An 11,989-nucleotide genomic window follows, 5' to 3' on the forward strand; every position below is an offset into this window, starting at 1 on the left:
ACATCACATTCTGACTATTACTTTTATTTCTCATCTTCGTCCATTGAAAGCACTGACAAGAAGGCTTCTTGTGGGACTTCAACCGAACCGATGGCTTTCATACGTTTCTTACCGGCTTTTTGTTTTTCGAGGAGTTTACGTTTACGTGAAACGTCACCACCGTAACACTTAGCCAAGACGTTTTTACGAAGGGCTTTGATATCTGTACGGGCAACGATTTTTTGACCGATAGCCGCTTGGATTGGCACTTCGAATTGTTGACGTGGAATGATTTTCTTAAGTTTATCAACGATAAGTTTTCCACGCTCGTAGGCAAATTCCTTGTGAACAATGAAGCTAAGGGCATCGACCTTGTCACCATTAAGGAGAATATCCATTTTCACCAATTGTGAACGACGGTATTCTGACAATTCATAGTCAAAGCTTGCATAACCACGTGTAGATGATTTCAATTTATCAAAGAAATCAAAGACAATTTCAGCAAGTGGAATTTGATAGATAACGTTCACACGATTATCATCGATATATTCCATGGTTTCAAAATCACCACGTTTTCGTTGTGCCAACTCCATAACCGCACCAACATATTCTTGAGGAACCATGATTTGAGCTTTAACATAAGGTTCTTCAATAGCATCAATTCGTGTAGGATCTGGGAATTCAGATGGGTTAGACACTTCAAGCATCTCACCGTCAGTAGTATTAACATGGTAAACTACCGATGGTGCTGTCATAATGAGGTCGATGTTAAACTCACGTTCCAAACGTTCTTGGATAACATCCATGTGAAGAAGACCCAAGAAACCACAACGGAAACCAAAACCAAGGGCTTGAGACGTTTCAGGCTCAAATTGAAGACTGGCATCGTTCAACTGAAGTTTTTCAAGGGCTTCACGCAAGTCGTTATATTTATTTGACTCAATTGGGTAAAGACCTGCAAACACCATTGGGTTCATTTGCTTATAGCCATGGAGCGGCTCTGCAGCTGGATTGTCTGCAAGTGTTACGGTATCACCGACACGAGTATCCGCAACAGTCTTAATTGAGGCTGCAATATAACCAACATCACCTGTCGCAAGATAATCACGTCCAACAGCTTTAGGTGTGAAGATACCCACCTCAGTAACATCAAAGGTCTTACCATTAGACATCATTTGAATCTTATCGCCAGGTTTAACCATTCCGTTAACCACCCTCACTTGGAGGATAACCCCACGGTAGGCATCGTAAACAGAGTCAAAGATAAGGGCTTGGAGAGGGGCTTCAACATCACCTTGAGGTGCAGGCACTTTCTCAACGATTTGTTCGAGAATCTCTTCGATACCAATACCGGCCTTAGCTGATGCAAGCACAGCTTCAGAAGCATCTAGTCCGATGACATCTTCAACCTCTGTACGCACACGTTCAGGATCTGCAGCTGGAAGGTCAATTTTATTGATAACTGGTAAGATTTCCAAGTCATTATCTAGTGCCAAGTAAACATTGGCAAGTGTTTGCGCTTCAATTCCTTGAGCTGCATCTACCACCAAGATAGCACCCTCACAGGCAGCAAGAGAACGTGACACCTCATAAGTAAAGTCCACGTGTCCCGGGGTGTCGATAAGGTGGAAAATGTATGTTTCACCATCTTTAGCTGTATAGTTAAGCTCAATGGCATTTAGTTTAATAGTGATTCCACGTTCACGCTCAAGGTCCATGCTATCAAGGAGTTGCGCCTGCATCTCACGACTTGACACTGTTTCAGTCTTTTCCAAAATACGGTCAGCAAGGGTTGATTTCCCATGGTCAATATGGGCAATAATAGAGAAGTTACGAATCTTCTCCTGTCGTTGTTTTAATTCTTCAATATTTGGCATTTTTATCTTTCCTAGTTCTTACTTGTGATTATAAAAAAACTAATCGTTACCTTCTATTATACAAAAAAGACAGGCTTTTGCCTATCTCTAATATCTGCTTTCTGACTGCATTTAGTCCTTCTTATTTCTTAAAAGTATCGTTGTAGTGCTTATTAATAATTGCTGAGCGCTTGTTTTCTGTTGAACCACTTGAAAATGGCCCCAACCCACAGGCTAGTACAACAACTCCTAATAGAATAAGGCAATAAAATGGATGCTCAACAATATAGTGTAAAATGTCTGACATAGGAAGGCTCCTCTCAAATCATAATTAATTACGATTATATTATCAGAAATATTATGTTTTATCAAGCAAAAAAGAGAGCCTTTCGCTCTCCCTTTCAATCTTAATGGAATTGCATACCACCATCAACGATGATAGTTTGACCTGTGATGTAGTTTGAGTCAGGTCCAGCAAGGAAGCTAACTGCTGCTGCTACGTCTTCAGGTTCAGACAAACGTTTGAGGGTAATATCTTTAGCAAAAGTTTGCATACCCCATTCATCATCTTTACCAGCATTTTTACCAACTTCGTGGGCAATGTCAAACATCATTGGAGTCTTAACGATACCTGGTGCATAAGCATTGACAGTGATGCCTGAATCAGCCAAATCACGCGCCAAAGTTTGAGTAATACCACGCACTGCAAATTTAGTACCACCATATACAGTCAAGTTAGGGTTACCAACGACACCAGCCTGAGATGTTGCATTGATGATTTTACCACCATGACCGAGTGCTTTAAATTGTGCTTGTGCAGCTTGAGCACCCCAAATAACACCACCGACATTGATGTTAAATGTACGTTGGAACTGTTCTTCAGTAATTGTATCAAGAGGTGTTGTTGGAGCCACACCGGCATTATTAACAACAACATTCAAATCGCCAAAGTGATCAACAACTTTTTGGAAAGCAGCTGCTACTTCAGCTTGTTTAGATACATCAGCTACAACTGCAAATGCTTTATCTGCTGACAATTCAGCAACCGCTTTTTCTGCAGTTTCAGCATTGTAGTCCAATACTCCGACTTTAAAACCATCTTCAACCAAACGTTTTGCAATCGCAAAACCAATACCTTGACCTGCACCTGTAACAATAGCAACTTTTGACATACGAAATCCTCCTCTACCAATTAGAGTCACTAGCTTAATAAGAAGCCTTATCTCAATTGGAATACGCTAAGTTAGTCAAGTTCTGGCAAAGTCATTTTTCATAGGCTTTGTCTTAACTCAATTAAAATTCTACCCCTTTATGAAAACGTTGTCAAGTAATTATCAAACTTTTCTGAAAACAAATAAGACCACCTTGAGGTGACCTTATTTCTATTATTCTTCAAATTCAAAACCTATTGCTTCCATATCGTCCAAGCCACCTAGATTAGTCACCTTAGTATAGCCTCTCTCTTTAAGGACCGATGCAGCAAATTCTGCACGAGGCCCCATTTTACAATAGAGGTAAATGAAAGCGTCTTTTTCAGCTGGAATGTCAGCAGAGAAAAACTGGGTATGAGGTATTAAGAGGGCATCCTTAACATGTCCTTCTGCATACTCTTCTGGACTCCTGACATCAATTAACAGTCCACCCTTGGCTAGATCTGACTGAATTTGTGCTAAATCCATCCTACTCACCAAACCAAATCTTAATTTCTCGAGCCGCAGATTCTTCTGAATCAGAGCCATGAACGATATTTGGAATCATGTCACCATCTGGTGCGGTTGCAAAGTCTCCACGAATCGTTCCAGGAGCAGCATCGCCTGGATTGGTTGCTCCCATCATATCACGCCATGACTTGATAACACCTGGACCAGAAATAATACCAATCACTGATGGACCACTCATCATAAATTCTGCAATGCTAGGGAAAAAAGGTTTATCAACCAATTGAGCATAATGCTCTTTAAGACGTTCTTCATCAAGCATCAGCATTTCCATACGTTCAATAATAAAACCACGGCGTTCAATACGATCAATCACTTGTCCCATTAAGTGTCGTTTAACAGCATCTGGTTTAATAATAAAGAATGTTTTTTGCATATTCTCAACCTTAATTGTTTTCTTTTCATTTTACCATAACAAGTATCATTTTGCAGAACAAAACCTTGTATAGCCTTAAACTATACCCTGAGAAAGAAAATAACTATTTTCAATTGAAATAAATAAAAAGTATTATAGATATAAAATCTTATTTTGAGGTAAATCTTATGACAAAATCTAAATTTCAATTAGTTGGTTCTCTTCTTCGTCCTGCTAATCTTCGTAAATACAAGGATGAAATTGAGCACCGTGACGACATCCAGTATCCTTTCTACGATGCGCTTCCAGGCTATCAAGAGACTGAAACTGCAGAAATTAAGCAAATCGTGGCTGACCAAAAATCTAACGGTATTGATATTCTTACTGATGGTGAGTTTGGGCGTTCTATGTGGCACTTGGACTTTGTCTGGGGTCTCAAAGGTATTGAACGTTACATCGCTGAGAATGGCTATACGTTTAAAGACCACGACGGCGGACAATATGAGACTCGTAAAGATATTGGTATTCGTATCACCGAACCACTCTCAGGTAAAAACCACCATTATCTAGATATCTACAAATTGGTTAAGGCTGAAGCTGGTGATGAAGATACTAAGCAAACTATCTGGGGCCCGGCTCATGCTTATACTGAACTTGCTATCTTTGACCGTTTGGCTGGTCCTGGTCAAGTATATGAAACAAACGAAGACCTCAAAAAAGGTTTGATTAATGCCTATAAAGAATTCTTGGAAGAATACAAGGCTGTAGGTGGAAAAATTGTTCAATTTGACGACTGTCTCTGGGAACTCTTTGACCCATCAAACCCTGCAAGTTTCTTTGCGGAAGGTAATTCTGATTTGGCAGAATTGGCTGATGAGTTTGTAGCAATCAATAATGAAGTTGTAGACTATGCTCACGAACTTGGTTTAACGGTTTGGACACACAACTGTCGTGGTAACTATGAAAGCCGTTCTGCTGCCGAAGGAACTTATGAAGCCATCGCTAAGAAGTTCTTGGCAGAGCAACACTATGACCGTTTCTTCCTTGAATGGGACAGCGATACCGCTGGTGACATCAAGGCTCTCGAAGCTCTTAAAGATAGCAAGGCTGAAGTTGTACTTGGACTTCTATCTTCTAAAACAACTGAGCTCGACGACGAAGAACGTGTTCTTGACTTGCTTGAAAAAGCTAGTCAAATCCTTCCTAAAGAGCGTCTCTTCCTCTCTCACCAATGTGGTTTCGCTTCATGTGACTCAGGTAATGAGCTGGCAACACCACAACAATGGGCTAAAATTAAACAAGGTCAAGATATCGCCAAGAAATTCTTTGGTTAATTGAATACAATTAGATTTGAAAAATCCCTTACCGAATTCGGTAAGGGATTTTGATATTGTCTAAGCTTGAATAAAAGGTTGTAAATCCTTAAGAGCACGCTCAGCAATTTTTTCGTAACGTTCTTTCTTATCACGAATACGTGGCCCTTCCAACTCTTTGATAATACCGAAGTTAACATTCATTGGTTGGAAATGTTTACTTTCAGCGTGAGTCACATAGTAGGGAAGGCTACCGATAGCTGTTGTGTGAGGGAAGAGGACTTCTTCTTCACCCTTAAAGAGACGGGCAGCATTGATTCCAGCAACCAAACCTGAAGCAGCTGATTCAACATAACCTTCAACACCGGTCATTTGCCCTGCAAAGAACAAATTAGGGTTTGATTTTGATTGGAAGGTTTGTTTTAACAAATTTGGCGAATCCATGTAAGAGTTACGGTGCATAACCCCATAACGTACAAATTCAGCATTTTCAAGTCCTGGAATCATTTGGAAGACACGCTTTTGCTCTCCCCATTTGAGGTGAGTTTGGAAACCAACAATATTATAGAGACTACCAGCCGCATTGTCCTGACGAAGCTGAACAACCGCATAAGGTGTCTTGAAATCGCCGTCACGTGGACCTTTGTAATCATCAGGATACTCCAAACCAACTGGTTTCATAGGGCCATAGAGCATTGTCTTGATACCACGTTTAGCCATGACCTCGATAGGCATACACCCTTCGAAATACTTTTCTTTTTCGAAAGAATTCAAAGGAGCTTCTTCAGCTGTTGTCAAAGCCTCATGGAAAGCCATGAACTCTTCCTTAGTCATTGGACAGTTTAGATAAGCTGCCTCACCCTTGTCATAGCGTGACTTAAGGTAAACCTTGTTCATGTCGATAGTCGCTTTATCAACGATTGGTGCAGCGGCATCATAGAAATAGAAGCCATCTCCACCGTTTAGTTCATGAATTTTTTCAGCTAAAGCATCAGAAGTCAATGGTCCTGAAGCAATAACTGTAATGGCATCATCAGGAATTTCTGTGATTTCTTCACGGATAACTTCAATTAATGGATGATTTTCAATTTCAGCTGTCACTGCTTCTGCATAACCTTCACGGTCCACCGCCATGGCACCACCAGCTGGCACACGGTGAGCTTCTCCATTACGCATAATGATAGAGTCCAAGCGACGCATTTCTTCTTTAAGAAGCCCTACAGCATTGGTCAAGCTATCTCCACGGAAAGAGTTAGAACAAACCAATTCTGCAAAATTTGTTGTCTTATGCTGTGGTGTTGCTTTGACCCCACGCATTTCATAAAGTTTTACTGGAATACCACGTTTGGCAATCTGATAAGCAGCCTCGGATCCGGCCAAACCAGCTCCAATCACGTTAATATAATCTGCTTTTGATTGAGACATGACACTAATACCTCTTCGGGAACAAGATAAAATCCTGCCCCCACAAATCTTTCTTCATTTTTACTCTTAGTAGTATAGCAAAAAACTCCTCATCTGGCGACTAGGAGTCATCTGTATTTAAAGGGGTAAAATGATAGTCACTCTAGCACCACCTGTGCCATTGTCATTTGAAAGAGAAAGACTACCGTGGTGTAAGCGAATAATATCATTAGCAATAGTCAGACCAAGTCCACTATGATTGCGGCTCTGTCTACTTTTATCCTCTTGATAAAAGAGCTGAGTGGCCTTTTCAAGTGATTCAAGGGAAAATCCTGGACCAGAATCAAGGCAGATAAACTTGAATTCATCACTTTCTACCCTAGAAGTTAAGAGCAACTGACTACCACTAGGCGTATGCTCTACCGCATTCGAAACGATATTCATAAAAGCTCGATTTAACAAGGACCTGTCCCAATTACCTATAATTTCATCCTCAATTTCTTTCTTGTCAAATACCACATTGATTTGTTTCGTTTGTACTAATGACAAGGTTTGATCGTAAATGTCTTCAACAAATTCCTTAACTGGAATTTCTTCAAGCGTCAAAGTTTTCTTCAAACTCGTTTTGTTGAGTTCAGACAACTCTTTCACATAAGCATCAACCTGTTCAATCCCTTTTTGAAAATGCTCTAACAAATCCATCTGTTCCGCATCCAAGGAGGTCATAGCTAAGAGTTCTGCATTCCCACGGGCGACTGTCAGCGGTGTCTTTAAATCATGTGTCAAAGCAGAGATCTGATTTTGTTTATCTTGCTCTGCCTTCCAATTTTCCATCAAAGACTCACGAAGTGCTACTCGCATATGATCCAAACCATTTAAAACCTGGTTAAACTCAGTAATTTTAGATTTGGACGTTTGAAAATCCAAGTCTTGCTCTGCTATTTTCTCTGTTGCCTTCAATATTGGTCTCAACTCTCGACTCAATTTACTAGCATAGTAAAAAGTTAAAGTAATAAATATGAGTAGTATAGACACCATCATTGAGCCAATCATCAATAGATTAGCATTAGGCAAATGCTGGTTCATCCACTCATTACGATACCGAGGTGATAGTTGATAATTGACAATGACTATCCCATCTGACCGTTCAAATGACTGAAAATAGCCATATTTACCACCATGAGCATTCTTGAATTGGTAATCTAGCAAGGATTCTTCTTGCAAGTTAACTGGCATGTTAGACTTCTTAAGCTTAAAATCCCTAGTCAAGAAGACATAGCTTGTACCATCAGGCAAGACATCTGGATTAAAGACCTTAGAAGTTTCAATTTCATTCCTGACGGCAGACAAATCACTTTCTACCTGATTTGCTGGAAACACAACGCCAAAACGATAAGACAAGCTGAACAAAGACAAAATAAGCAGGCTACTGATTGCTGATAGAACTGTAAGACTGACGACATAAGATAATAAGATTGTTCTTAGAGAGTGTTCTCGTTTTTTAATTAGTGCCACTTGTAACCAATCCCCCAGACTGTTTCAATAGGATTTTGCCCAACATTTTTGAGCTTTGCACGGATATTTTTGATATGTTCAGCCACTGCTGTCGGACTCCCTTTATCCTCATAGCCGTACAAATGCGTGTAGATTTGCTCTTTGGAAAAGACTTGGCCCTTATTTTCAGCCAGGAACTGACAAATACGATATTCTGACCTAGTCAAATCTAACAACTGATTCTCAACATAAAGCTCCTGAGCAGACAAATCAAACTGAATATTTTCAATTAATAGCTTATGGTGGCGCTCACGATGTTCACGTCTCAAGTGAGCAGCCACACGCGCTTGAAGTTCTTTAACCCCAAATGGCTTACAAATATAATCATCTGCACCATAAGTCAACCCCTGGACAATATCTGCCTCTTGTGTTTTAGCTGTAATAAAGAGTATAGGACAATCCACCTGATCACGAATCTCATGACAAAACTGGAGACCATCAACATCAGGCATCATGATATCCAGTAAAATCAAGTCAAACCGTGGCAACGAGTTCTTATCCAAATCCAAAACACTTGTAAGCCCTGTAACCTTATGATTTTGGAGCTCTAAAGCCTTTACAACCAATTGAACAATATCTTCCTGATCATCAATAACAAGTATCTGAGCCATAACCTTTCCTTTCGTACAAAGTTACCCTTATCATATCATCTATACAAGAGAACTGACAAGGCGTAAAGTAGATAAATATGAGTAGGGTAAAAGACATAGAACAAATATTTTGACCCTTTACCTCTTTGACCGTTATAACAAAGCATTAAGGGAGCTGCAAATATTTCCATCCATTCAATGTATCTAAACATTAAATCCTGAAATGAAGGTCTACTTAGAACAATCCCCATCAGTACCCAAACAAGACTAACAGTCACAAAAGCAAGCACTTCTTTCTTAAGATTCTTGTGACAAAGATACATAGCGATACCAGTCAAAAGCAACCATGTTCCTCCATCGCTAATAGATGTATGAGTTGGCAACACTGTGTAATTAAGTAAATTTATGAATAAAGTAAAGATTGGTTTGTCTTGACCTGACAGATACAAAAGTAGCATTAACCATGGAAGCATTAATGGAAAAAGTAAGGTTGGAATTCCTTTTAGATATTTCTTTTCTTGAATCCAAGCAATGCCTTGAAGAGCAACGAGCAAGATAGCAAACGATGATAGCATCATATTTTTTGGAAAGAAACCATCTGGCCTTACAAGAGGATGTAAAAAATTATAAAATCCAAATTGAATTAATCCCATCAAAATCGCTAAAACATATATTTTTAGGAAGTATTTCTTTCGGTTTCGGGTATGAATAAAACCCTCAATCACAGAAAATAGAAACAAGGGGGCCGCTAATCTCCCAATCATAGCAAACCAAATGGGTATTTTCCCAGTATAGTCAAAAAAATAATGAATATGGTCGAATACCATAGCAATTAGGGCTATATATTTGAGTTGGAAACCTGATAGACTTAAACGTTTCATAATAACTCTCCTTTCTTTTCATGCTTAGTATAAAACACAAATTAACTAACATCGTTTACTTTTCCGACAAACTACTAACCACATTTTAGGATAACCATGGAAGACTAATACACTATCCATATTATTTCTTATATTATCTTTTGGTTCTATAATCTATTAAACATATAAATAACAAAGTCACCCTAACAATCCATAAAGGTAGGGAATTGAGTTGGCTCCAATCATTAAGGATAAGGCTATTGATAGGTAAAACAATAGGAAGCCAATGAATAGACAAGAAAATTTTATTACTAGCAAAAATAATAAAAATAATTTCAACCATAGAGATAATAATATTACTAACACTGTTCAGACTCACTTGTATAAAGTAGTGAAAATGATTAAGAAAGACTATTAACATCCAACTTGATAAACTTACTACAAATCCATTCACACTATTCATAAGAAGGAGGTTTATGATAAGCCAACTAAATAAAGAAGGTAGGCTAAGGGTTAGGTCTACTATCAAAAGTTTAGCCAACCATATACGTCTTTGCTTAGGGTAACTCGATATTTCTTGATAATGATTAGCGTATTTTTCTTGTTCAATCCCTAAAATTGACAAAAATGATGTCAATAGCGGATAGCATAAAAAAGATAATATGGCTAAATTAGTTAGAGAAAAACCATTAGGAACGAAGCTCACATACATTGGAATTGTAATGATCTCTAAGACAGCAAAACTGAGAATAAGATAAAGACCGAAAGTATTCTTTAATTTAAGTAACTCACTCCTTAGCATTTAATTGTCTCCTTTGCAGTGAAAAAGATAAAAGCAATGTCACTACTATTGATAGCATCATCGTAAGTAACACCTGAAAAATGCTAGTATGATTCGTATTTACAATAATATCCCCCGATGGTTTAAGATTTAATAAAAATTGAGCTATTTTATAGTGATAAGTATAGGGGAAAACGAACCAAAGTGGACTCTGAGCAATAAAGGGTGCTATTAAAAGACAAACCAATGTATTAAGAGCTAATAGGATGAATTGACTCATGTATTTAGACATTAGGTAAAGTAAAGGAATGTTCCATAAAGTTGTCATCCAAATTAAGATTAAGGAAATAGCTGTTTTAGGAATATTTATTGGAATAAAACCTGTGTAAATAAATGCAACGAGACTGAGGAAAGCAAGTAAGAATAAACTAGAAATCAATGTCCTCATTCCTATAAGCACCATTTTCATCAAGATAATTTTCCAAGTGAAATATCCATTTGTAACATTTTGAAAATGCCCAGCCTGGTCTTCTAAACGTCTATCAACTATAAACAAAAGACCATTTACAAGATATAAAAAGATAGCTTCCCACCAATAAACCGAGAAAGGAACAAAAATCTGTAACCCTCCCATTAAAAAGGCTATAAGAACAGTTAAAAATGGTATGATGATTAAAAATTTAGTCGTTCCTAAATGTCGTAATTTAAGCAATTCCGAATAGAATATCTTTTGCATATCACTAACCCCCATGAACAATTTTAAAGAAGAGTCTCTCAAGACTATCTACATTTTTGTTTTCACCATCATATTGAATTTTACCTTTATCGAGAATAAGAATATGATCAGCAACCTTACTAATTTCTAGAAGTTGATGACTGGAAACCAGAATTGTCATCCCTTTTGCTTTCAAGGAACGAATAAGGTCTAGCAATTCATTTATACCATCGGGATCAAGGCCATTAGTAGGCTCATCTAGAATTAAAAATTGGGGATCAGTTAAAATAGCCATTCCAATCCCAAGTCGTTGCTTCATACCTAATGAAAATTTACCAGCTTTTTTCTTTCCAGTATTTGAAAGACCAAGTATTTCTAAGGTTTCAAAAATTTTTGAATCAGGAATATCATATAGCAATGCTTTTGTTTTTAGATTATCAAAAGCTGAAAGATTGTGATAAATTGCAGGTGCTTCGATTAATGCACCTAATGAATGGTTGTTTTTGGATGATCCAACAAATCGAATTTCTCCACTACTTTTTTGGACTAAACCAAAAAGAATTTTCATCAGAGTTGACTTACCAGCACCATTTACACCTAACAGACCAGAAACTGTTCCAGATTCAATTGTAAATGTGATGTTGTCTAAAATCGTCTTATCTTTGTAGGATTTTGAAAGTTGTTTAACAGTTATTTGCATTGGTACACCTCTTTTAGAATACGTGTGTTTTCAATATAAACTCATGTCTTACTAATATCAGAAAAACACTTACTCTCCTTTCTTTTCATCCTTAGTATAAAAAACAAATTTAAGGAAAGTATCAGTTTTTTTGATAAAATACAAAAAACTATCTCAAGACTTAA

Annotated in this window: 12 protein-coding genes; 1 reads left to right on the top strand and 11 read right to left on the bottom strand. The window is 37.9% G+C overall.

Features of this window, described 5'->3' with window-relative positions:
* Positions 1 to 23: 23 nt before the first annotated feature.
* From lepA to ndk, 5 genes are all read right to left on the bottom strand, one after another.
* Positions 24 to 1,856 carry a translation elongation factor 4 gene (lepA, locus tag HMPREF2607_RS04155; protein WP_003092624.1) on the bottom strand — a complete coding sequence of 611 codons (1,833 nt, stop codon included), beginning with the start codon at positions 1,854 to 1,856 and terminating at the stop codon, positions 24 to 26.
* 121 nt (positions 1,857 to 1,977) lie between these two features.
* Positions 1,978 to 2,142 (bottom strand): hypothetical protein, encoded by a 165-nt coding sequence (locus HMPREF2607_RS10475; protein WP_164712007.1) that lies wholly within the window; start codon positions 2,140 to 2,142, stop codon positions 1,978 to 1,980.
* Positions 2,143 to 2,242: 100 nt separating this feature from the next.
* Positions 2,243 to 3,007 (bottom strand): (S)-acetoin forming diacetyl reductase, encoded by a 765-nt coding sequence (locus tag HMPREF2607_RS04160; RefSeq protein WP_002883902.1) that lies wholly within the window; start codon positions 3,005 to 3,007, stop codon positions 2,243 to 2,245.
* 213 nt (positions 3,008 to 3,220) lie between these two features.
* Positions 3,221 to 3,514: a rhodanese-like domain-containing protein gene (locus tag HMPREF2607_RS04165; RefSeq protein WP_038676115.1), complete on the bottom strand. Its 294-nt coding sequence runs from the start codon at positions 3,512 to 3,514 to the stop codon at positions 3,221 to 3,223.
* 1 nt (position 3,515) lies between these two features.
* Complete coding sequence (ndk, locus tag HMPREF2607_RS04170; RefSeq protein ID WP_186821383.1) at positions 3,516 to 3,929, bottom strand: nucleoside-diphosphate kinase; 414 nt, start codon at positions 3,927 to 3,929, stop codon at positions 3,516 to 3,518.
* A gap of 167 nt (positions 3,930 to 4,096) precedes the next feature.
* Between ndk and HMPREF2607_RS04175 the strand changes: the two genes are divergently transcribed.
* A complete protein-coding gene (locus tag HMPREF2607_RS04175; protein WP_070476046.1) occupies positions 4,097 to 5,242 on the top strand; it encodes a cobalamin-independent methionine synthase II family protein in 1,146 nt (381 codons plus the stop codon).
* Positions 5,243 to 5,302: 60 nt separating this feature from the next.
* Here HMPREF2607_RS04175 and trmFO read toward each other — a convergent pair whose 3' ends face one another.
* The 6 genes from trmFO to HMPREF2607_RS04210 all read right to left on the bottom strand — a co-directional run bounded on the left by trmFO (position 5,303) and on the right by HMPREF2607_RS04210 (position 11,825).
* A complete protein-coding gene (trmFO, locus tag HMPREF2607_RS04180) occupies positions 5,303 to 6,646 on the bottom strand; it encodes a methylenetetrahydrofolate--tRNA-(uracil(54)-C(5))-methyltransferase (FADH(2)-oxidizing) TrmFO (protein ID WP_070476049.1) in 1,344 nt (447 codons plus the stop codon).
* A gap of 117 nt (positions 6,647 to 6,763) precedes the next feature.
* Positions 6,764 to 8,140, bottom strand: coding sequence for a sensor histidine kinase (locus HMPREF2607_RS04185; RefSeq protein ID WP_148130146.1), 1,377 nt, complete (start codon positions 8,138 to 8,140; stop codon positions 6,764 to 6,766).
* On the bottom strand, positions 8,131 to 8,790 hold the full coding sequence (locus tag HMPREF2607_RS04190) for a response regulator transcription factor (RefSeq protein WP_070476052.1): 660 nt from the start codon (positions 8,788 to 8,790) through the stop codon (positions 8,131 to 8,133). The genes HMPREF2607_RS04185 and HMPREF2607_RS04190 overlap by 10 nt, the downstream gene beginning before the upstream one ends.
* 35 nt (positions 8,791 to 8,825) lie before the next feature.
* Positions 8,826 to 9,650 (bottom strand): TraX family protein, encoded by an 825-nt coding sequence (locus HMPREF2607_RS04195; RefSeq protein WP_070476054.1) that lies wholly within the window; start codon positions 9,648 to 9,650, stop codon positions 8,826 to 8,828.
* A gap of 767 nt (positions 9,651 to 10,417) precedes the next feature.
* A complete protein-coding gene (locus HMPREF2607_RS04205; RefSeq protein WP_070476060.1) occupies positions 10,418 to 11,146 on the bottom strand; it encodes a lantibiotic immunity ABC transporter MutE/EpiE family permease subunit in 729 nt (242 codons plus the stop codon).
* Between the two features lie 4 nt (positions 11,147 to 11,150).
* A complete protein-coding gene (locus HMPREF2607_RS04210; protein WP_070476064.1) occupies positions 11,151 to 11,825 on the bottom strand; it encodes an ABC transporter ATP-binding protein in 675 nt (224 codons plus the stop codon).
* Positions 11,826 to 11,989 lie beyond the last annotated feature (164 nt).

The sequence above is a fragment of the Streptococcus sp. HMSC078H03 genome, assembly GCF_001808655.1.
Lineage (GTDB): Bacteria > Bacillota > Bacilli > Lactobacillales > Streptococcaceae > Streptococcus > Streptococcus salivarius_G.